General features: G+C 70.8%; 20 protein-coding genes. 10 read left to right on the forward strand and 10 right to left on the reverse strand.

Annotation, left to right across the window (positions count from 1 at the left end; all coding sequences use genetic code 11):
• Positions 1–14: 14 nt before the first annotated feature.
• Together ACZ4UV_RS38505 and ACZ4UV_RS38510 are read right to left on the reverse strand one after the other, a co-directional pair.
• Positions 15–4,289: a HAMP domain-containing protein gene (locus ACZ4UV_RS38505; protein WP_467844475.1), complete on the reverse strand. Its 4,275-nt coding sequence runs from the start codon at positions 4,287–4,289 to the stop codon at positions 15–17.
• A gap of 302 nt (positions 4,290–4,591) precedes the next feature.
• A complete protein-coding gene (locus tag ACZ4UV_RS38510) occupies positions 4,592–4,957 on the reverse strand; it encodes an STAS domain-containing protein (RefSeq protein ID WP_351489778.1) in 366 nt (121 codons plus the stop codon).
• Between the two features lie 145 nt (positions 4,958–5,102).
• On the opposite strand from ACZ4UV_RS38510, the gene ACZ4UV_RS38515 reads away from it, so the two are divergent.
• The 4 genes from ACZ4UV_RS38515 to ACZ4UV_RS38530 all read left to right on the forward strand — a co-directional run bounded on the left by ACZ4UV_RS38515 (position 5,103) and on the right by ACZ4UV_RS38530 (position 6,752).
• On the forward strand, positions 5,103–5,663 hold the full coding sequence (locus ACZ4UV_RS38515) for an ATP-binding protein (protein WP_451016658.1): 561 nt from the start codon (positions 5,103–5,105) through the stop codon (positions 5,661–5,663).
• A gap of 69 nt (positions 5,664–5,732) precedes the next feature.
• On the forward strand, positions 5,733–5,960 hold the full coding sequence (locus tag ACZ4UV_RS38520; RefSeq protein ID WP_390041307.1) for a DUF5133 domain-containing protein: 228 nt from the start codon (positions 5,733–5,735) through the stop codon (positions 5,958–5,960).
• A 161-nt stretch (positions 5,961–6,121) separates the two neighbouring features.
• On the forward strand, positions 6,122–6,625 hold the full coding sequence (locus tag ACZ4UV_RS38525) for a MarR family transcriptional regulator (RefSeq protein WP_451016657.1): 504 nt from the start codon (positions 6,122–6,124) through the stop codon (positions 6,623–6,625).
• Between the two features lies 1 nt (position 6,626).
• Positions 6,627–6,752, forward strand: a complete 126-nt coding sequence (locus ACZ4UV_RS38530) for a hypothetical protein (protein ID WP_451016656.1) — start codon at positions 6,627–6,629, stop codon at positions 6,750–6,752.
• A gap of 138 nt (positions 6,753–6,890) precedes the next feature.
• On the opposite strand, the gene ACZ4UV_RS38535 is transcribed toward ACZ4UV_RS38530, so the two are convergent.
• Positions 6,891–8,063: a PP2C family protein-serine/threonine phosphatase gene (locus ACZ4UV_RS38535; protein WP_451016655.1), complete on the reverse strand. Its 1,173-nt coding sequence runs from the start codon at positions 8,061–8,063 to the stop codon at positions 6,891–6,893.
• Between the two features lie 150 nt (positions 8,064–8,213).
• On the opposite strand from ACZ4UV_RS38535, the gene ACZ4UV_RS38540 reads away from it, so the two are divergent.
• Complete coding sequence (locus tag ACZ4UV_RS38540) at positions 8,214–8,699, forward strand: MarR family transcriptional regulator (RefSeq protein WP_390041314.1); 486 nt, start codon at positions 8,214–8,216, stop codon at positions 8,697–8,699.
• Between the two features lie 526 nt (positions 8,700–9,225).
• Complete coding sequence (locus tag ACZ4UV_RS38545) at positions 9,226–9,606, forward strand: STAS domain-containing protein (RefSeq protein ID WP_467844482.1); 381 nt, start codon at positions 9,226–9,228, stop codon at positions 9,604–9,606.
• Here ACZ4UV_RS38545 and ACZ4UV_RS38550 read toward each other — a convergent pair.
• From ACZ4UV_RS38550 to ACZ4UV_RS38570, 5 genes are all read right to left on the reverse strand, one after another.
• Positions 9,601–10,587, reverse strand: a complete 987-nt coding sequence (locus tag ACZ4UV_RS38550; protein WP_467844485.1) for a sensor histidine kinase — start codon at positions 10,585–10,587, stop codon at positions 9,601–9,603. The genes ACZ4UV_RS38545 and ACZ4UV_RS38550 overlap by 6 nt on opposite strands.
• 141 nt (positions 10,588–10,728) lie before the next feature.
• Entirely contained in the window at positions 10,729–11,127 is a 399-nt protein-coding gene (locus ACZ4UV_RS38555; RefSeq protein ID WP_451016652.1) for a hypothetical protein, read from the reverse strand.
• 61 nt (positions 11,128–11,188) lie between these two features.
• Positions 11,189–11,923, reverse strand: a complete 735-nt coding sequence (locus tag ACZ4UV_RS38560; protein WP_451016651.1) for an AraC family transcriptional regulator — start codon at positions 11,921–11,923, stop codon at positions 11,189–11,191.
• Positions 11,924–12,087: 164 nt separating this feature from the next.
• A complete protein-coding gene (locus ACZ4UV_RS38565; RefSeq protein WP_451016650.1) occupies positions 12,088–13,659 on the reverse strand; it encodes a SpoIIE family protein phosphatase in 1,572 nt (523 codons plus the stop codon).
• Between the two features lie 98 nt (positions 13,660–13,757).
• Positions 13,758–14,672 carry a PP2C family protein-serine/threonine phosphatase gene (locus ACZ4UV_RS38570; RefSeq protein ID WP_467844488.1) on the reverse strand — a complete coding sequence of 305 codons (915 nt, stop codon included), beginning with the start codon at positions 14,670–14,672 and terminating at the stop codon, positions 13,758–13,760.
• A gap of 678 nt (positions 14,673–15,350) precedes the next feature.
• On the opposite strand from ACZ4UV_RS38570, the gene panD reads away from it, so the two are divergent.
• Genes panD through ACZ4UV_RS38585 form a run of 3 tightly spaced genes read left to right on the forward strand, consistent with a single transcriptional unit; the run spans position 15,351 to position 16,791 of the window.
• On the forward strand, positions 15,351–15,770 hold the full coding sequence (gene panD, locus ACZ4UV_RS38575) for an aspartate 1-decarboxylase (protein ID WP_390041326.1): 420 nt from the start codon (positions 15,351–15,353) through the stop codon (positions 15,768–15,770).
• 21 nt (positions 15,771–15,791) lie between these two features.
• On the forward strand, positions 15,792–16,136 hold the full coding sequence (locus ACZ4UV_RS38580) for a GNAT family N-acetyltransferase (protein ID WP_451016640.1): 345 nt from the start codon (positions 15,792–15,794) through the stop codon (positions 16,134–16,136).
• Between the two features lie 10 nt (positions 16,137–16,146).
• The gene (locus tag ACZ4UV_RS38585) at positions 16,147–16,791 is read left to right on the forward strand and encodes an aspartate/glutamate racemase family protein (RefSeq protein ID WP_451016639.1); all 645 of its coding nucleotides are present in this window, start codon (positions 16,147–16,149) and stop codon (positions 16,789–16,791) included.
• 583 nt (positions 16,792–17,374) lie between these two features.
• Here the strand turns inward: ACZ4UV_RS38585 and gndA are convergent.
• Positions 17,375–18,814 (reverse strand): NADP-dependent phosphogluconate dehydrogenase, encoded by a 1,440-nt coding sequence (gene gndA / locus ACZ4UV_RS38590; RefSeq protein ID WP_451021709.1) that lies wholly within the window; start codon positions 18,812–18,814, stop codon positions 17,375–17,377.
• 350 nt (positions 18,815–19,164) lie between these two features.
• On the opposite strand from gndA, the gene ACZ4UV_RS38595 reads away from it, so the two are divergent.
• Positions 19,165–20,382, forward strand: a complete 1,218-nt coding sequence (locus ACZ4UV_RS38595) for a transglycosylase family protein (RefSeq protein ID WP_467844493.1) — start codon at positions 19,165–19,167, stop codon at positions 20,380–20,382.
• Here ACZ4UV_RS38595 and ACZ4UV_RS38600 read toward each other — a convergent pair.
• Positions 20,372–21,499: a DMT family transporter gene (locus ACZ4UV_RS38600; RefSeq protein WP_451021711.1), complete on the reverse strand. Its 1,128-nt coding sequence runs from the start codon at positions 21,497–21,499 to the stop codon at positions 20,372–20,374. The genes ACZ4UV_RS38595 and ACZ4UV_RS38600 overlap by 11 nt on opposite strands.
• Between the last annotated feature and the right edge of the window lie 63 nt (positions 21,500–21,562).

Raw genomic sequence — 21,562 nt, forward strand, 5'->3', positions numbered from 1 at the left:
GCCGTGGCGCCCGGTCACCCGGGCAGCCACCGCCGGACGCGGCCGATGAGGTCCCCCGTGTCGACGGGTTTGGTGATGTAGTCGTTGGCGCCCGAGGCGAGGCTCTTCTCCTGGTCGCCCGGCATGGCCTTCGCGGTGACGGTGATGATGGGCAGTTCCGCGTACTGCGGCATGGCACGGATCTCCGCGGTGGCGGCGTAGCCGTCCATCTCCGGCATCATCACGTCCATCAGCACCAGGCAGATGTCGGGGTGCGCGAGCAGCATCTCGATGCCCTTGCGTCCGTTGTCGGCGTGCAGGACCTGGAAGCCGTGCAGTTCCAGCACCCCGCTGAGGGCGAACAGGTTGCGGGCGTCGTCGTCGACCACCAGGATCGTCCGGCCCAGGAAGGCGTCGTCCACGACCTGCGCGGCCGGGTGGTGCGGCTCCTCGGCGCGCACCAGCGACAGCACGTCACCGGGCTGCTCGGCCGACAGGTGCAGCGTGATGCGCTCGCGCAGCTCGTCCAGGCTGGCCAGGAAGTCCAGCGGCCGGTCACCTGCGAGGGCCCGCAGTCCCTGCTCCTGGGCCAGGTCCACCCGGTGCCCGGTGTGCACCAGGACGGGCACGCTGGCCAGCGCCGAGTCACCGCGCATGGCCTCCAGGAAGCCCGCGCCCTCCTGGCCGGGCATGCCGAGTTCCAGGACGACGCAGTGGCAGGCCTGCGCCGCCAGGGTGCTCGCCGCCTCCTGCGCCCCGACCGCGGTGATGATGTCGATCGCCCCGTGCGGATCGTCGGGTCGCTGCGCGATGTCCGCCACGGCCCGCTCGGCGACCAGCGTGAGCAGCCCGCGCGGCCGTTCCTCGATCACCAGCAGCCGGCGCCTGCGCGGCTCGGCGGCCGACACGGGAGTGGGCAGCGCACGGGGCGTCGACAGCTCCCCGGCGCCGGTCTCGTCGTGCGGCTGTTCCACCGCCCGGCCCCCGGCCTCCAGGAGTTCCTCGAAGTCGGCACGGGCGACGGGCAGATACAGCGTGAACGTGCTGCCCTGACCGGGCGTGCTGTCGACCGTGACGGCACCGCCGAGCAGGTGCGCGATCTCCCGGGTGATGGACAGGCCGAGGCCGGTGCCGCCGTACTTGCGGCTGGTGGTGCCGTCGGCCTGCTGGAACGCTCCGAAGATCGTCTCCAGCTGCTGCTGGGGGATGCCGATGCCGGTGTCGACGACCCGGAAGGCCACCACCGGACCACCGCGGTGCACTCCCGGCGGCACCTCCGCGTCGGCGGCCGGTTCGATCCGCAGCCGCACACCGCCCTCCTCGGTGAACTTCACCGCGTTCGACAGCAGGTTGCGCAGGATCTGGCGCAGCCGGGAGTCGTCGGTGAGCAGGTCGGCAGGTGTTCCGGGGGCGGTGGCCACCGCGAAGTCCAGGCTCTTCTGGGACGTCATCGGCCGGAACGTCGCCTCGACGTACCCCAGCAGCTGGCGCAGCGGGACCCGCTCGGGAGCGACGTCCATCTTGCCGGCCTCCACCTTGGACAGGTCGAGGATGTCGTTGATCAGCTGGAGCAGATCCGAGCCCGCCGAGTGGATGATGCCCGCGTACTCGACCTGCTTGGGCGTCAGGTTGCGCGACGGGTTCTGCGCCAGCAACTGGGCGAGGATCAGCAGGCTGTTGAGCGGGGTGCGCAGCTCGTGGCTCATGTTGGCCAGGAACTCCGACTTGTACTTGGAGGCCAGCGCGAGCTGCTGCGCCCGGGTCTCCAGCTCCTGCCGGGCCTGTTCGATCTGGAGGTTCTTCGCCTCGATGTCGCGGTTCTGGTCGACCAGCAGGGACGCCTTCTCCTCCAGCTCCGCGTTGGAGCGCTGAAGTTCCTCCTGCTGCACCTGCAACTCCTCGGACCGCGACTGCAGTTCGGCGGTCAGGCGCTGCGACTCCTCCAGCAGTTCGTCGGTGCGGGCGTTGGCCACGATGGTGTTGAGGTTGACGCCGATGGTCGGCATGAGCTGCGCCAGGAAGTCCTGGTGGATCTGGGTGAAACGGGTCAGCGAGGCCAGTTCGATGACGCCCAGGACCTGCTCCTCGACCACGATGGGCAGCACCACGAGGGCGCGGGGCAGCGCCTGCCCGAGGCCGGAGGAGATGGTGACGTACCCCTCCGGAAGCTCGTCCACGGAGACGGGGCGCCGGTTGCGCGCCGCCTGCCCGACCAGGGAGCGGCCGACCGGGATCCGGGTCGGCCGCTCCGCGTCGTCCGGGGCTCCGTACGAGCCCACGAGCCGCAGCTCGGGCCCGCGCCCGGTGTCCTCCGCCAGGTAGAACGCGCCGTACTGGGCCGACACCAGAGGGGTCAGCTCGTCCATGATCAGCTCGGCCACGACGGGCAGGTCGCGGTGGCCCTGCATCAGGCCGGAGATGCGGGCGAGGTTGGTCTTGAGCCAGTCCTGTTCCTGGTTGGCCCGGGTGGTCTCGCGCAGGGACCCCACCATGGCGTTGATGTTGTCCTTGAGCTCCGCGACCTCGCCGGACGCCTCCACGGTGATCGAGCGGGTCAGGTCCCCCTCGGCGACGGCGCTGGCGACCTCCGCGATCGCGCGGACCTGCCGGGTGAGGTTCCCGGCCAGCTCGTTGACGTTCTCCGTCAGCCGTTTCCAGGTCCCCTCGACACCCTCCACCTCGGCCTGGCCGCCGAGCCTGCCCTCGCTGCCGACCTCGCGGGCGACACGGGTGACCTCGGCGGCGAACGAGGACAGCTGGTCGACCATCGTGTTGATGGTCGTCTTCAGCTCCAGGATCTCGCCCCGCGCGTCCACGTCGATCTTCTTCGACAGGTCGCCGCCCGCCACCGCGGTCGTCACCAGGGCGATGTTGCGCACCTGCCCGGTGAGGTTGTTGGCCATCGAGTTGACGTTGTCCGTCAGGTCCTTCCAGGTGCCGGCCACGTTCGGCACGTGCGCCTGCCCGCCGAGGCGGCCCTCGGTGCCCACCTCGCGCGCCACCCGGGTGACCTCGTCGGCGAACGCCGACAGCGTGTCGACCATGGTGTTGATGACGTCGGCCAGCGCGGCGACCTCGCCCTTGGCCTCCACGGTGATCTTCTGCGAGAGGTCGCCGCGGGCCACCGCCGTGGCGACCTGGGCGATCGAGCGGACCTGCCCGGTCAGGTTGGACGCCATCACGTTGACGTTGTCCGTGAGGTCCTTCCAGGTCCCCGACACGCCCCGCGCGATCGCCTGCCCGCCGAGGTTGCCCTCGGTGCCGACCTCGCGGGCGACGCGGGTGACCTCGTCGGCGAAGGCGGAGAGCTGGTCGACCATGGTGTTGATGGTGTTCTTGAGTTCGAGGATCTCGCCGCGGGCGTCGACGGTGATCTTCTGGGAGAGGTCGCCCTGCGCGACCGCGGTGGCCACCTGGGCGACGTTGCGGACCTGTGCGGTGAGGTTGCCCGCCATGAAGTTCACGGAGTCCGTCAGGTCGCGCCAGGTCCCCTTGACGCCCTTCACGTCGGCCTGCCCGCCCAGGCGCCCTTCGGTGCCGACCTCGCGGGCGACGCGGGTGACCTCGTCGGCGAAGGCGGAGAGCTGGTCGACCATGGTGTTGATGGTGTTCTTGAGTTCGAGGATCTCGCCGCGGGCGTCGACGGTGATCTTCTGGGAGAGGTCGCCCTGCGCGACCGCGGTCGTCACCTGGGCGACGTTGCGGACCTGGGAGGTGAGGTTCCCGGCCATGAAATTGACCGAATCCGTGAGGTCGCGCCAGACCCCGCCGACCCCGGGCACCTGCGCCTGGCCGCCGAGCCGCCCTTCGCTGCCGACCTCGCGGGCGACGCGGGTGACTTCGTCGGCGAAGGCGGAGAGCTGGTCGACCATCGTGTTGACGGTCTCCTTCAGCTGCAGGATCTCGCCGCGCGCGGGTACGTCGATCTTCTGGGACAGGTCGCCCTTGGCCACCGCCGTCGCCACCTGGGCGATGTCGCGGACCTGGGTGGTGAGGTTGCCCGCCATGGCGTTGACCGACTCGGTCAGGTCCGCCCAGGTGCCGGAGACCCCGGGCACCTCGGCCTGACCGCCCAGGGTGCCCTCGGTGCCCACCTCGCGGGCGACCCGCGTCACCTCCGAGGTGAACAGGGACAGCTGGTCGACCATGCCGTTGAACACCGTGGCTATGTCGCCGAGCAGACCCGTGCCGTCGGACGGCAGGCGGGTACCGAAGTCTCCGTCCCGTACCGCCGTCAGCCCGGCGAGCAGCTGCCGTAGCTCCTGCTCGCCCGGGCCCCGCACCTGGGTGTCCATCGAAGTGCCGGCCATGCCCACCCTCGTTCCGCTTCGCAGGATCCCCACCCCGAGGACCCGGAACCAGGCCGGCGCCGGCAGCCCCGCCACCAGTGGTGACGCCGCGTTCGACGGCTCCGGCCGACGGGAAATCGATCGCAGACTAACTCAGTTGTCGTGCAGCAACAAAAGGCCGCCGAGAAAGCCGTGGCCCGGAAAAAAAGACGGGAAGCACCCGGCATGGCAAGGCCGTGCCGGGGAACCCGGCCCCGTTCCGCCGTCTGTGGATCCGGTGCCCACCGCAACAGCCGCGGACGCCGCTCACGGTGTCCCGGGCGTCACGCCGCGAGGGCCTCCGCGACGGTCGGGTGACAGGGGGCGACGGCGTCGAGGCCCACCAGTTGCACGGTGCGCAGCACCGGGCCGTGGGCGCCCGCCAGGCGCAGCCATCCCTGTGCGGCCCGGGTGGCGTGGTGGGCGGCGACGAGCGCGTTGACGCCGCTGGAATCCATGAAGGTGACCTCGCTGAGATCGACGACGACCCGGGGGCCGGTGGTGGGGTCGGCCGGGGGCATCGCCCGTGTCAGCGTGCCCACACTCTGGTAGTCGATCTCTCCGCGGACGCCGAGCACGGCGATGCCGTCGACGTCCGTGCGCACGACGGCCAACTGGCCGCGTCCCACTGCTTCCTGGTTGTCTGCCACTTCGGTCCTCTGTGCCCTCGGTACGGGTCGAGCCCCCTTCCTGTAGCCAACGTTGCCCAGGATCCCGGCGGTGATGCACCCGATGTCCCGGCCGACTTCCCAGGGCGCAGGAATACCGTCGGCAAGGCCGGGTAGACGCGCGCCCATGAACGGGGTATCGCATGTCAGTGGCAGGGAGGAGCCTGTCCCGCCCGAGGAGTGTTCCCGGATGCCGGATGCAGCACCTGCCGACGTCACCATCGCCCTGGACGGGACGGACGGCTGTATCGCCAGTGCGCGGCACCGGACGTCGGAGTTCCTGACCAGGGCGCAGTCCGAGCACGGACTGCCGGTCACCTCCCGCACGATGGACCTGGCACAGCTGGTGGTCAGCGAACTGGTCACCAACGCGCTGAAGTACGCGCCCGGACCGGTGCTGCTGCAGCTCCGCGTCGTCGACGGCCTGGTGGAGATCGAGATCTGGGACACCGATCCCGCGCTGCCGCTGGCCCGGGCCGCCGACGCCGGACGGGTGGGCCAGCACGGCCTGGAGATCGTGCTGGCGGTGGTGCAGGGCTTCGAGGCCCGCCGTGAGCCCGTGGGCAAGTGCGTCACCGCCCGGCTCGCGCTCTTCGACGACCCGCTGCTGGGATTCGGGCAGCCGGCTGGTGGCGGTGGCCGGACGGCCGGTCGGCCCGAGCCGCCGAAGGCGGAAGGCCGGGAATGAAGCGTGGCGAGCGGGGCAGGCGGGCCGCTGCACGATCCGTGCGAACTGTTGACAGGCAGGAGGCTTGCGATGCTGATGGCACACCCCGCCGTACTGACGGACCTGATCGAGCAGTACGAGACACTGCGCGCCCTGCATGCGGACGAGGGCGACGAGGCCGTACGCCGGCGGATGGCCGACATCGCCTACACGCTGTGTGTGGCGACCGGTACCAGTGACATCGACGCCGCCCTCGTGGTGGCCCGGTACCGCCTGCCCGGTGCCCGCGTCGAGGACGACTCCCTGCTCTCCGCCTGACCCCGGACGACCGAGGGCGCGTCCCGCGCGGCGACTCGTGCAGATGCTGTGGAGGACGAGAGGACGGAGGAGCGGCGGGGCGTGTCCGGCCGTCGGTCGGGTATCGCGAGGGAACAAAATTGGCACCTGCATGGACAGGCGATGTCTGAAAGCGATACCTCGTGACTGGTCTCAGTGGCTCCGGGGACAGCCGATCGAGCGGGCCGTCGGACGGCCTCATGGCGCTGGCCGTCTCGATGGCCGACGCCGTGGAAGGGCTTACGACCCTGTGGTCGGTCGCCGCGCAGGGCGCCCGTGTGCGTCTGTCGCCGCACCAGTTGCGCGCCCTGCGGATCACGGAGGGGGAACCGGGGCTCAACCTCACCGCGCTCGCCGTGCGGATGGACGTCGGGCTGCCCGCCGCCAGCCGGCTGTGCGACCGGCTGGAGGCGGCGGGTCTGCTGGAGCGGGAGCTGCATCCGCGCAACCGGCGAGCGGTGCGACTGCATGCGACGAGGCAGGGCCGGCAGGCGCTCGAGGAGGTGGCGTGCCGCAGATCGCGGAGGCTGGCCGTCGCACTCGGTGCCATGGAGCCGGCCGAGGCCGAGGCCCTCGGGCGAGGACTCCGGGGCTTTCTGGCCGCGCTGGACGGCAGGGAGGGCGACGAGGACGTGACCGACTTCTGACGTGCGCGGGGGCGTGTGCCGGGACGCGCACAAGGACCTGAGCGGGGACGTGCACGGGATCGCGGCGTCGGCCGAGGCGGACCGGGTGACGGCACTCCGCGACGTCGGCCCGCGGCGGATCCGGTGACGGCCCTCCGCGCCGGATTCCCACCTCCGGCCCCCACCTCCGGGCACCACCGCCGGCCGGAGCCGTCCCCGTGCCCGGCGGTCGGCAGCCGGCCGCCCGGTAGCGGGAACGCCGTCTCAGGTCACGACGGTCACGACGTCACGACGGCTTCCGCCCTCTCCAGTCCAGGCACACGACCAACGCGTCGTCGTCCGCCACGACGGCATCGCCGCGATGACCCGCCAGCTCGCGCAGCACGGCGCGCGGCACCTCGGCGGCGGGCAGCAGCCGAGTGGACTGGATGGCGCGGGCGAGCGCCCGCTCTCCGTACGTCTCGCCCTTGGGCGAGTGCACCGCGTGGACGCCGTCGCTGACGAAGATGAGCCGGTCTCCGGGCTCGACGGCGAAGTCCTGCGCCACGTAGTCCGTCTCCTCGAACATGCCCAGAGGCAGCTGGGCCTCGAAGGGCACGCGCTCGACCGCGCCGGCGCGCAGCCGCAGCAGCTGCGGGGAGCCGGCGTCCACCACGCCGGCCCGGCCGGTCGTCAGGTCGAAGTCCAGCATCAGGACGGACAGGTACCGGCGGCCCCGGTAGTGGGCGTAGACGGCCTGGTCGGCCAGGGCCGCCTGGTCCTCGATGGCGATTCCGGCGCGCCGCGCGTTGCGCAGGGCGTTGACGGCGAGGTTGGTCAGCAGGGCCGCCTCTATGCCCTCGCCCATGCCGTTCGTGACGTACAGCATCAGCCGGTCGGACGTGGCGGACCAGTCGAAGTTGTCCCCGAAGACGGCGTAGGCCGGTTCCAGCTGGCAGGCCAGGTCGTACTCGGGCCGGGAGCAGGAGCGGCCGGGCAGCAGGTGCCACTGCATCTCCGCGGCCAGGGTGAGCCGGTCCTTGCGCCGGGCCTGCAGGTACAGGTCCGTGTCGCGCTCGGCCACGACCACCTCGTGCGCCAGCGCGTCGGCGATCTCGGCGAGTTCCGGGACGCACTCGGACGCCGTCTCGCGGCTGCGCAGCGTCACGGACAGCACGCCGAGCCGGTCGCCGCGCACGCTCACCGGCAGATGGACCCGGGCCGGCCGGCCCCGGCCGTCCTCCCAATAGGGTGCTTGCGAGCCGAAGGCACGGCCGGCCGGGCTGCCGTGCACCGGGATCGGCTCCAGGTTGTGCGGCGCCACCGACACCGGCTGAAGCACCGTCAGGCTGTAGTCGGCCATGAACAGCTCGACGTCCGCCGCGCCGTATCGCTCGGTCAGCACGGCGCGGACCGCGTCCAGCAGTTCGTGGGGAGCCGCCGTGCGCAGAGCGCGTTCAGCGGTCTTGAATCTGTTCACGATGAGGGGTGCACCATTCTGTCTCCTGACAACGTGCGGGCCCGGCGGCGGCGCCGGTGCTCCGCGAAGAGCCGCGTCTGTCGTCCCGAGGTGTCCGTGGCCGGTGGCGGCTGCTAGTACGCTGAGAGGCGCCCCAGTGCCTGCGAGAGTGTGACCGTGACTGCCTTCCGCCGCCGCCCGGAGCCCGAAGAGGTCGCACATGTGACCACGCGGGCCGTCGAGCTGCTGGAGGTTGTCTGGGGGCGGGCCTCGACCGCGCCCACCTCAGCCTCCCAGCTGCGCGTGCTGCACATCCTCGAGCACCATGACGGCATCAATCTGCGCACCCTCGCCGAGTTCCTCGCTTCCACTCCGCCGTCGACGAGCCGGCTCTGTGACCGGCTGCAGGCCGCGGGGTTCGTCGAGCGCATGGTGAGCCCGGAGGACCGGCGCGAGGTACGGCTCCATCTCAGCGCCCGGGGGCGCTTCTTCCTCGCCGATCTGCGCGCCCGCCGGGAGAGCGAGTTGCAGAAGGTGCTGGCCGACATGCCCGCGGCCAAGCGTGTTGCCCTCCTGGAGGGCCTGGAGGCGTTCTGCGCCACCGCGGCCTCGCAGATACACGACGAGGCTCCGGACTCCGACAGCCGGACCGCCTGAAGAACCTTCACGGCACCGGTGCCACCACCGCTTCACGACGATGGCGGGCGGTGCCCGGAGCGGTCTCCGTCCACCGGATCATTCCAGGTCCTTCCCCGTGTACGTCCGACGCGGCTACTCTGTTGCCTCATGGCTATTGTTGTCAAACGGCAACTGTTCTTGGAATTCGCCTCACACCTTTCGGCCACCTCCCGTCGGCACGATCCTGAGCGACCGTGCGGTACGTCCCGAACGCCGGAGACTCGCGAGTGATCGAAAGCACGACCCGGCACGTGACTCGGGTGCGGGGTGCTCACGACGGCCGTCCTGACGGCCGTCCTTCCGCGGCGCCCGCGTCGGCCCCGCACGCACCGCCTCCGCGCGGTCGTGCTCGCCCGTCGGCGAGCCCGGCAGCCATCCGTGTACCCGCCGAGAGGGAACGCATGACGATCGTCGCCCCGTCCGTGGCGACTCCCGGGGGAAGCGGCCCGGCCGCCCGGTCCGGCCCCACCCGTCCCCCTGGGACCGGCGACGTGAGGATGGCGCCATGCACCCGGCTCCCGATCTGAGTGTGCTCATCGACCGCCGTGAGCAGGTCTTCGTGCTCACCGTGCGGGGCGAGGTCGACCACGACGACGCCGGTGACTTCGAGCGGGCCTGGGAGACGGCCGACCGGGCGGCGATGCCCGTCACCGCGGTGGACCTCACCGCGGTCACCTTCGCCGACAGCATGCTGCTCAACGCGCTGATCCGGGCCCGCCACCGCCACCAGGCCGACGGCAGGACCCTGGTGCTGGTCGGTCCCCTGCGGTCCGCCGTCAGCCGGCTCCTGGAGATCAGCGGCACCACGGAGCTGTTCACCGTCACGGACGCCCGCCCCGGCGGAGGCGGCGCGGATCCGGGCGGAGGCGGCGCGGACCCGTCATGAACGTCCACACCGGCACGGTTCGGCGCCCATGCCTGAGGCCGGCCATGGCACGACCGGCCTCCGGTGCCGACGCGCACCCGGAGCGATGCTGACGGTTCCGGTCCGTGACGACAGGGCTCGGTTGGCGTTCCCCCGCATCGGTGGCTGTCGCAGCCGCCGACCGGAACCGTGAGGTCCGGCTTCGGCTGCCGCCCTCACGGGCTGTTCAGTCCGCGCAGGGGGGGGCGGCCGGGGGAAGCCATGGGGAGGTGAGGGATCCGCCGGCTGTGCCTCGGTCAGGGGAAGGCGTGCTCGCAGAGTGGTACCTGCCCCCTCGGGGCTGTGGAGGCCCAACGTCCCGCCGAGGGCCCTTACCCGGTCGGTGAGGCCGACCAGCCCCGAGCCACTCCCCATTGCGGCGCCTCCGACGCCGTCGTCGTGAACGGACAGGCACAGGACGCCGGGGCCGGTCCTCGCGCAGACGTGGACGCAGGATGCGTGGGCATGCTTCGCGGTGTTGGTCAGCGCCTCGGAGACGACGTAGTAGGCCGCCACCTCGATGGGCTCGGGCAGCCTTCGTGGCACATCCACGTCGAGTTCCACCGGAACCGGTGAGCGACGGGCCAGAGCCCTGAGCGCGGGGGCCAGACCTCCCCGGGTGAGGACTGCCGGATGAATGCCACGGGAGAGCTCGTGCAGGTCGTCCAGTACCCCTTTCAGGGACTCGGCGGCCCGGGAGATCCCGGCCCTCAGTTCCCGTTGGCCCGCAGGGACCGTGTTCTCGGCCACTTGCAACTCCAGCAGAAGGGCCACCAACCGCTGCTGGGTGCCGTCGTGCAGATCTCGTTCGATGCTGCGCCGTGCCTGGTCGGTGGCCGCGAGAATCCTGGATCGAGACGTGGACAGTTCCGCATGGCCCTGCTCCAGCGAGTCGGCCATGCGATTGAAGCTGCGCTCCAGGAGCCCGATCTCGCCCGCGACTACGAAACCGGCCCAGCCCATTGGGAGACGATGATCCGCTGGGCGATGATCGGCATCATGGCCCGTCGCCTGACTCGGGTTGGGCCGGCATCTCGACCAGGTCCTCGGCCGTTGTCCCGCGCCTCCGCCTGACGTGACCAGTCGCGACCTCTGACGCCCATCTCAGTCCAGTTCGTCCTCGATGAGTGCGGTCAGCATCGCGTCCAAGGCGCTGTCGCTGAGTTCTGGGACGGCCCAGCCCTCGCTACGCGCGTGCTCGACGAACCCGGGATTGAGTGCCACGTGGTAGTGCTCCACGTAGTGGGCAAGGTCGGAGTACCACAGCCACTTTCCGTCGGTCAGCAGGTGCAGTCCCCCGATTACAGCGCCGGTGGAACTGAGTACGTCGGGGACGGCGCTGGGCGTGCAGAACAAAGCCGAGCCACTGCGCAAGTACTGGACAAGGTCGCGCTCATGCTCTGGCCCTACGGTACGCACAGCCGCCCGAAGCGACGGCCCGTCCGGTCGGCCGTACTCCAGCTCCCGGAAGTCGCCGACGAAGGGGAACTTGTCGAGGTCCACCCACCGAGCCTAGAACACCCCCTGGATGGGCACGGAACGAGATCTCAAACGCGGTCTCAGATCATTGTGTATTGCGCCCTGGGGAAGTCCCGAACATTCGTCGGTAGTCCCGGTGGAACTGGGACGGGCTTTCGTAGTCGACGCGGTGAGCGATCGCCGTGACGCTCCCCGTGCGGGCCCACAGAAGTGTACGAGCGGTTTGCAGACGTATCGTCTTCTGAAACTGAATCGGTGTGGCCGACGTCGCTGCGCGGAAGTGCCGGTGGAACGAGGATGTACTCATGCCTGACAGGCGTGCGAGGTCGGTGACGTTGAGCGGTTCGTGATAATGCCGGCGGATCCAGTCGATGGCCCGGGCGATGTGCGCGATGCTGCTGTTGGCCAGGCCGATCTGCCGTATGACGCCGCCTTGGTTTCCGCTGATCAGCCGCCAGAGGATCTCGCGTTGGTATGCCGGGCCGAGAACTCGCAGGTCGTCGGGGCAGCGGGCGGCCCGCAGCAGTCGTACGACGGGCTCGAGCAGCTTTGGCGTGGCCTCCGTGACGAAGAATTCCCTTTCGGCGGGGGGCGTGCCCGCCTCGTCCGTCTCGACCAGCAACGACGCGATGGCCTGCGGCCGGAGGTCCATGATGAAGACCGTGAGCGGTTCGTCACGGTCCGCCTGGATGACCTGGCTCGTCGACGGCAGGTCGAGCGAGGCGATCAGGTGCTTCCCGGCACCGTACTCGTACGGTTCGCCGTTGAACACCGTGCGCATGGTGCCCCGAGCCACGATCGCCAGGGTGGGTCCGGGCACGGGGCAACGACCGGCGGAGTCGGCTCGTTCACGACCGCAACGGCCACGCCGTCGGCAACCGTGGCTCTGCGGCCGCCGTCCCCCACGTGTTCAACGATCAGCCTGTGCAGCTCCTGTAGAAGCTCCATCCTCAACCTCCGAACAGGACGAGGTTCGGCAGAGGGTTAGGCGCCCAGGCGTGCCGAGGAGATGTGGTGGTCGCTCGGGGCTTGTTCCGGTGTCGGAAGTTCTTCTTCCGCCCAGATGGTCTTGCCGAGGGAATGGTGGCGTGTGCCCCAGCGCCTGGTGAGCTGAGCGACGATGAACAGCCCCCGGCCGCTCTCGTCGAAGGTGCGGGCTCGCCGCAGATACGGGGAGGTGCTGCTGCCGTCGGAGACCTCGCAGGTCAATCCGGCGCCGTGTCGGATCAGGCGCAGTCGGACAGGAGGGCGACCATGGCGGATCGCGTTGGTGACGAGCTCGCTGGCGATGAGCTCCATGGTGGGTGCGGCCTCTTCAAGTCCCCACGCGGCGAGCTTCCCTGAGATGTGCTTACGAGCTTGCGAGACGGCCGCGAGATCGGCTGAGAGCTCCCAGGCACCGACATTGCTGCCGTCGAAGGCATGTGTGCGGGCCGCGAGGACGTCGGCGTGGACATAACGCCCACTGGATACGAGGGCGTCGAGGGTCCGGCGGCAGAGGGCGTCCAGGCCGCGCTGAGATCCGGCAACCGCCTCGGACGACGCGGTCCCACCGGGCCGGGCTGCCAGTTCGGGTGTCCCGGGGGTGTGCGCGTACAGCAGGAGCACACTGCCTTCGGGGAGCGCGACCTCGGTGGCCTCCGCGGGCGGTTGGGCAAGTCCGAGCGGCAGGCCGACAGGAAGCTCCACGGTGGTGGCCAGGCCGTCGGGCCTGATCACGGTCGGCGCGGGATACCCGGCGCTGGCGAGGGTGCAGCGCGCGGAGACGGGGTCGTAGACGGCATACAGGCAATGGGCGGTGGTCCCGGCCGCGCTCTCGTCGTGCTGGGGCCGCAGCCGGGTAAGTACGTTCTCCAGGTGGGTGAGGAGTTCATCCGGTTGCAGGTCGATGTCGGCCAGTGTGCGTACCGCGGCGCGGAGTTCGGCGGTGATCCCGGGCGAGTAGCTCCCGTGGTCGGTGACGGATCCTGCGACCAGCGCGACCCGGGCGCCCGGCAGTGGTATGACGTCGAGCCAGTGGGCTCTGGGCACGGCTGTGTTCTTGCCGGCCACGCCAGAACCGGCAAGCTCCACCGCCGCGGGCTGCGGCAGCGGGGGCGGTTGCCCGTCCGTCACCGAGAACGGAAGCGCGTCGCCGGGTGCGCCGTCTGCGGTGTGCCTCGCCTCTGAGGTGACTGCCGGACCTTCGACGCTCAGCACCGGCTGTTCCGCCCGGGTGCAGTGCCGGCGTTGCAGACGCAGGCGGGTCCGGCAGATCACAAGGCTCAGGCCGAAGGACAGCACCGCGGCGGAGATCACGACTGCACGGCCTCCTTCGGAGACCCCGTGGATCGCCAAGCCGTAGACGGCCGCACTGGCCACCAGGGTCGCGCCCCCGATGAAGAGGGTCCGGCGAACGGGGAGCAGGGCGGCGGCCACGAGGGGGACCAGCACCGAGTAGTCGGACCAGCGGACCAAGCCGCCGGTGGAGACGCCCAATTGGACCGCGCATATGGCGCTCAGGTAGATGACGAGCAGCGAGCTCGGCTGGCACAGTAGACGTCGTACAGCAGCCATCCTTGTCTCTGTCCCTTCATGGTCGGCCTCTGGTGCAAGGCACAGGGCCCCGTTGTCCGCGACGGACGACCCGCGGATGTGGATGCCTCTGACGCGGCTCATGCGGCGGCCTCCCGGGAATCGGACGCGTGGGCAGGGCGCTGGACGGCCACCATGGCGAGGTCGTCGTCCAGGTGTTGACCCGCATAGCTGTTGAGGTCATGGCTGATGTGTTGCAGCAGGCTGTGCGGGCAACACCAGGTCCACGTGGCAGCACGCTCGAGGACGGGGTAGAACGTCCCGGTGGCGTCGCGGGCCTCGGCGAGTCCGTCGGTGTAGAGCAACAAGGTGTCCCCTGGAGAGAACGCGAACGTGTCGAAGGGGAATGCCTCAGCCGTGCTTCCGGCCAGTCCGAGTGGCGGAGCAGGCCGGTCCACACACAGGCGGGTCACCCCGCCGCGTTGCCCGCGCAGCGGCGGAGGGTGTCCGCAACTCACGACCCTGACGGTCTCTTCTGCGTCGGGAAGTTCGACCAGCAGAGCGGTGATGAAGCGTTCCGCGCTGTTGGGGTCCCTCTCGCTCATCTCGGCCAGGTGCCTGCGGACGCTGCGTTCCAGGGAGGCCGCCAGCTGCGGGAGTGTCTCGTGTTCATGGGCTGCCTCGCGGAAGGCACCGAGCAGGGCGGAGGCGTCCTCGACGGCCGGCAAACCCTTGCCGCGGACGTCGCCTATGAGAAAACGGGTCGTGTGGCCGGAGCGGACGGCGGCGTACAGGTCGCCGCCCACCAGGGCGTGCGCGGTGGCCGCCCGGTACATGGACGCGATGCGCAGAGAACCCAATGTGTGCGGGATCGGACGCAACAGAACCCGCTGGGCCGCCTCGGACACAGCGCGCACCTGGGTGAGTTCTCTCAGATCGCGGTCGTGCAGCGCGCGAGCGGCGACGGCAGAGCCCGAGACCGCCAGCAGAGCGCCGATGTGTATGGGCAGCAACGGCGAATGCAGCAGGCCGTCGTGCCAGTCGACGAGGACCACTGCCGCACTGGCGGTGAGTGCCATGGCGACCGTGAATCGCACCCGTGCGACCGCCGCGGTGCAGGTGGGGGCCGCCACGAGCAGCGGTGAGAGATGAATGGCCAGGGGGGCGAAGGACGCCGAGAGGGTGATGGCAGCGATCAGCAGGAGAGGAAGCACCAGATGCGCTCGTGTGCGTCCTCGGGGCAGGAGGCTGTCAGGGCCAGGCGCTGAGACATCGCGAGCAAAGAATTTCATGGGTGATCCTGCGAGGGTCGATCTCGTGAGCGCCTGGGATTCGGCGTGCCGGCCGTCCGGGAAGGTCGTTCACCTTCTGTGCGTGGTCATGCGGTGCGCCACGGCGGAAACCGTCCCTGTCCTTACTTTCTGTTTGACGCATTCTTACCGTATGGCGGTAATTCATTTCCGCTATGCGGATTCCAATGTGCGCCGAGCGCAGGACCGGGTCAAGCGGGGACGCCGCGCACAGGCATTACGGAATTCGAACGTCGGCTGCCTCGCCGCCTCCCGGAGCCTCGCAACTGTGCCGACATTCCGTGACGCGCGTACGACTGCTGGCCGTGTGAGTCCTGAAACACCCGGGGGCAGCTGACCGGACATGCGAAATGATGTAGCTTCCGAACACCGCCCTTGACCTGCAAAAAGCAGGCAGGGAGCAGACAAACCGGGAGTATCTCCGTGTTTCGTACCATGTTCAAGTCCAAGATCCACCGCGCCACCGTCACCCAGGCCGACCTGCACTACGTGGGATCCGTGACCATCGACGCCGACCTCCTCGACGCCGCCGACCTGCTGCCCGGCGAGCTGGTCCACATCGTCGACATCACCAACGGCGCCCGGCTGGAGACGTACGTCATCGAGGGCGAGCGGGGCTCCGGGGTCGTCGGGATCAACGGGGCGGCCGCCCACCTCGTCCACCCCGGAGACCTGGTGATCATCATCAGCTACGCTCAGGTCACCGACGCCGAGGCGCGTACGCTTCGGCCGCGGGTCGTGCACGTCGACCACGACAACCGGGTCGTGGCCCTCGGAGCCGACCCGTCCGAGCCGGTACCCGGCTCGGACCAGGAGCGCAGCCCGCAGGCCGTGTCGGCCTGACCGGAGGACCAGGAGGGCGACATGAGCGACATCGAGATCCGCGACGACCGGGCGGCCGGCCGTCTGGAGGCGGTCGCCGGCGACGAAGTCGTCGGCCACATCGAGTACTTCGTCCTGGAGTCGCCCTCCCGGGCCCTCGTGCCCGTGCACACCATCGTGGAGCCGGAGCACGAGGGGAAGGGCATCGCGGGCTCTCTCGCCCGCGAACTGTACGCGATCTCCGAGCAGGAGAAGACCCCGGTGGCCCCGCTCTGCCCGTACGTCGTCAGGTGGGCCGAGCGCCACCCCGACGTGGCGCCGGCACCGGACCCCGAACTGCTGCGCGCCGCGAAGGAATGGCTGGTCGCCCACCCCGGCCGCTTCTGACGGCCCGCGCATGCTCGCCCTCCTGCACACCTCACCCCTCCACGTCCCCGTTTTCGACGCCCTGCGCGACGAGCACCACCCGGGCCTGGAGCTACGTCACTCCGTGGCCCCGGACCTCCTGGCCCGAGCCCGCCGGGAGGGCCCCGAAGCGGTGGCCGGGGACGTCGCCGCGGCCCTCCACCAGGTGGCGAGCTCCCCTGCACGGGCCGTGCTCTGCACCTGCTCGACGATCGGCGAGGTGGCGGAGCGGGCCGCCGCCGAGGTCGGCGTACCGGTCGTCCGCGGCGACCGTCCGATGGCGGCCGAGGCAGTGGCGGCGGGCCCCCGCATCGCCGTCCTGGCGACGGTCGAGAGCACCCTGCCGCCCACCCTGGCCCTGCTCGACGACGAGGCGCGCCGCGCGGACCGCCCGATCCGGGCCCGCGCCCAGGTCGTACCGGACGCCTGGACCCGCTTCGAGGCCGGTGACATCGAGGGATGCGCCCGCCTGGTGGCCGCCGCGGCGGACGCCGTGACCGACGCCGACGTGATCGTCCTGGCCCAGGCATCCATGACCTCGGCCGCGAAATTCACGACCACGGCGGTCCCGATGCTGTCCAGCCCCCGTCCGGGCCTCGCGGCGGCTGCGAGGAGTGCGCGAGCGTCGGTCGGGTAGGTGGCGCAGTAGACCCCCAGAGGTGACATCGAGCCACTGGCCGGAGGACACCATGACGAATCCACACCCAGCCCCCGCCCCAGACCCCCACCCTCCGGACCCCTACCCCAGCCCGGTCCCCACCCCCCAGCCACCCCCGGCCCCGGAACCAACCCCACCACCCCAGCCCCCCACCCCGACTCCGACCCCCCCACCCCCCGACCCGTCCCCCATCCCCCCGGGCCCAGAACCCACCCCCACCCCAGAACCGGGCCCGCCCCTGACCTGAGCACCCCCGAAGACCCCGAGCAGCAGCCCCAACCCACCGGCACCTCAAGGCGCGCGGGAAAGCACGCGAAATCCCACGACGTACCGGCACCCGAAGGTCGAGCTCGCCTGGATCCCCCGGGGGCGCGGGAAAGCACGCGAAATCCCACGACGTACCGGCACCCGAAGGTCGAGCTCGCCCCGTTCCCGGGGGCGCGGGGAACTGCGCGAAAACCCACGACGCGCCCGCACTCGACCGCCGGCTCCAGCCCGGCTCAGGGGCGCGGGGAACTGCGCGAACCCGCAGCCCACCCGCACCCCGCAAACGCGGCCGACGCTACGCCGTGACCTCCGAGCGGTCCCCGCCCCACAGCGTGTGGAACGACCCCTCCCGGTCCACCCTCCGGTACGTGTGCGCCCCGAAGAAGTCCCGCTGCCCCTGCGTGAGCGCCGCAGGCAACCGCTCCGCCCGCAGCGCGTCGTAGTACGCCAGCGCCGCCGAGAAGCCGGGCACGGCGACGCCCTCCCGCGTCGCGGCGATGATCACCTCACGCCAGTCGTCCTGCGCCTGCGCGATCTCCCGCGCGAACGTCTCGTCCGACAGCAGGCTCGGCAGGTCCGCCCGCGCGTCGTACGCCGCCCGGATCCGGTCCAGGAACGCCGCCCGGATGATGCAGCCGCCCCGCCAGATCGAGGACACCGCCCCGAGGTCGATGTCCCAGTCGTACTCGTCGCTGCCCGCCTGGATCTCGTGGAAGCCCTGCGTGTACGACACGATCTTCGACGCGTACAGCGCCTGCTCCACCCGGTCCGCGAACGCCGCCGCCTCCGCCTCGGACAGCGCCCTCGGCTTCGGACCGGCCAGACCCCGGGACGCGGCCCGCAGGTCGGCGTGACCGGACAGCGAGCGCGCGAACACCGCCTCGGCGATCCCCGACACCGGCACGCCCAGGTCGAGTGCGATCTGGACCGTCCAGCGGCCGGTACCCTTCTGCTCCGCCTGGTCCACCACCACGTCCACGAACGGCTTGTCGGTCGCGGCGTCCACGTGCGCCAGCACCTCCGCCGTGATCTCGATCAGGTACGAGTCGAGCCGGCCCGTGTTCCACGTGCGGAAGATGTCCGCGATCTGCGCGGGGGAGTACCCGGCGACATCGCGCAGCAACTGGTACGCCTCGCCGATCAGCTGCATGTCGGCGTACTCGATGCCGTTGTGGACCATCTTCACGAAGTGCCCGGCGCCGTCGGGGCCGATGTGTGTCACGCAGGGCGCGCCGTCGGCCGCCTTCGCCGAGATCTTCTCCAGCATCGGGCCCAGCGAGTCGTACGACTCCCTCGGACCGCCCGGCATGATGCTCGGGCCGTGCAGCGCGCCCTCCTCACCGCCGGACACGCCCATGCCCACGAAGTGGATGCCCTGCTCGCGCAGCGCCTTCTCGCGGCGCCGGGTGTCCGCGAAGTGCGCGTTGCCGCCGTCGATGATCATGTCGCCGGGCTCGAGGAGCGGTGCGAACTCCTCGATCACCGCGTCCGTCGGACCGCCCGCCTTGACCATGATGACCAGCCGGCGCGGCCGCTCCAGCGCCGCCACGAACTCCTTGGCGGTCTCGGCCGCGATGAAGTCGCCCTCGTCCCCGAAGTTCTCCACCAGCTCGTGTGTCTTCGACACCGTGCGGTTGTGCAACGCCACCGTGTAGCCGTTGCGCGCGAAGTTCCGGGCGAGGTTGCGGCCCATGACCGCGAGACCCGTGACGCCGATCTGCGCCGAAGTGCTCATACCGCCTGCTCCTCAAGAATCAAGTCGATCCCGTAGAACGTGCAAGGGATGCTGCCGCTCATGCCCGCCAGTATTGCCCAAAGGCCATCCTGACCCGCCGTTCGACCGGCCGCACTTGCAGATACGGACCACACGGCCCCGACGGCTCAGTAACCTCGTGAGACGCCTTCCGGCAGTCCCGCCGGACCCTTACGGCTGATGGCCCGTCAACGCCTTTTCCCGTCACACCCGTTCGGGCGGGACGGCCGAGTCCTCGGGGACAGGAGGCGGCTGATTGCCGTCTTGTCATGGCCTGTTCGGGACGCTTACTTTTGGCCTTCCTGACGCGCGTGGCGAGGGGGGCTCCAGACATGGCCGATCACGGACGGCACCGCCGGTACCAGCCGAACAGGATCAACCGCGCCTCGCTCACCGTCACGGCGGGCGGCGCCGGCCTCGCGCTCCCGCTCGCCGCCGCCGGCAGCGCCGACGCGGCCTCGGTGTCCACCTGGGACCGGGTCGCCGCCTGTGAGTCCAGCGGCGACTGGGGCATCGACACCGGCAACGGCTTCTACGGCGGGCTCCAGTTCACCCAGTCCACCTGGGAGGCCTACGGGGGCACGAGGTACGCGCCGCGCGCCGACCTCGCCACCAAGGACCAGCAGATAGCGGTGGCGGAGAGGGTCCTCGACGGCCAGGGGCCGGGCGCCTGGCCGGTCTGCTCGGTGCGGGCCGGGCTCGCCCGCGGCGGCGACACCCCCGACGTGCACACCGAGAGCGCCGCCACCCACCCCGCGGCGCACCACGCCGAGAAGACTTCGGCCAAGAGCGCCGCGAAGAGCTCCGTACGGGACGTACAGCCGCAGACCACGCCGCAGTCCCGGGCCGGCAAGGCCGAGATGTACACCGTGGTGCACGGCGACACGCTCTCCGGGATCGCCGAGGAGCACGAGGTGGCCGGGGGCTGGCACCGGCTGTACGCGGCCAACCGCGCGACGGTCGGCTCCGACCCCGACCTGATCCTGCCGGGACAGCGGCTGAGCCTGACGGGCCAGGCGGCCAAGACCGAAGCGGCGGCGAAGCAGACCGCCTCCAAGGCCACGGCCAAGGTCCACCCGAAGGCCGACGCCAAGAACAAGACCAAGTCCAAGGCCGAGAAGACGAAGGCCGCCACCCACACCGGCCACACCCTCGTCGCACCCGTCGACGCCCCTGTCGGCACCGCCTACCACGTGTCCGGCTCGCACTGGTCGAAGGGCTACCACACCGGCGTCGACTTCCTCGCGCCCACCGGCACCTCCGTGAAGGCGGTCGAGGCCGGGCAGGTCGTCACGGCGGGCTGGGGCGGCTCCTACGGCTACCAGGTGGTGATCCGGCACGCCGACGGCCGCTACACGCAGTACGGCCATCTCTCGGCGATCTCCGTGCGGGCCGGGCAGAGCGTGTCCACGGGCCAGCGGATCGGCCGCTCGGGCTCCACCGGAAACGCCACGGGCCCGCATCTGCACTTCGAGGTGCGGACGGGGCCCGGATTCGGCACGGACATCGACCCGGTCGCCTATCTCCGGGCCGGCGGCGTCAGGATCTGATCCGCGTACGGCGCCGGGCCAGGAGCGGACCGTGCACGTAGTCGGCGGCGGGCAGCAGCACATCGGCCACGTCCGGGACCACGTCCGGCCCCGCGGACCCCGACCGCTGCTGCGGCATCTCGACCAGTGAGCCGGCCACCTTCGCCGGCTCCGCCTGCGCGGCACCGCCGCGCTCCGCGAGGGCCTGCGCCAGGCCCGCCTCGGCCAGTTCCACCAGCGCCTCGACCAGCGGCTCGGGTGACGCCTCGGCCACGGCGGGCTCCGGCACCGGCCGGGCGGGATGCGGGGTGCGCTCGATACGCTCGGTCGTCAGCAGGATCAGGCCGCCCGCGGCCACCACACCGCAGCCCAGCGCCAGCAGGGTGCCCGTCGCGCCGTAGCGGAACGTCTCGCCGAACATCGTGATGCCGACCGCGGCGGCCAGCACCGGGTTGACCACGGTCAGCGTGGCCAGGGGTGCGGCGAGGCCGCCGCCCCGGTAGGCGGCCTGGGAGATCAGGACGCCCGCGACGGCGTAGGCGCCGATCACGGACAGCCAGAGCAGGTCGGCCGTGGCGATGCCGCCGTCCCAGTCGATCGCCACGACCTTGGTGAAGACCGAGGACATGCCGAAGGCTATGCCGGACGCGGTGGCGAGCAGCACGCTGCGCACCGCCGGGTGCCGGTGCGCGGCCCGGCCCGCGATCATCAGCGCGACGACCGCCGTGCCGGTGACCAGCGCGACGCCGATCCGCCCGGCGGAGTCCAGGGTGTGCGAGTCGGAGGAGCCGACCAGGGAGAGCAGACCGGCCAGACCGACGGTCGCCATGATCGCGCCCCGCCAGGCGGTCGCCCCGGCCCTGCGGCCGACGAAGAGGGCCGCCATGGGCAGCGCGAACACGATGGTGAGCGCGCCCAGCGGCTGGACCAGGCTCAACGGGCCGTAGGCCAGTGCCACGACGTGCAGCAGGCCACCGAGGCCGTTCAGCGCCATCGCCCCCCACCAGCTCGGGCGGCGCAGCGGCGCGTACTGCTCGTCGGGGGAGGAGACCGCTACCTGTTCCTGCACGATCGCTCCGCCGGCGTAGGCGACGGCGGAGACGAAGGAAAGCACCACGGACAACGCGAGGGCGCTCATGCTCGGCTCCTCTGCGTCAGGCGTGGCCGGTTGGCCCCGCGCGGTGATCGGTCGGCTTCCATG

The sequence above is a fragment of the Streptomyces sp. NPDC028289 genome (assembly GCF_055565975.1).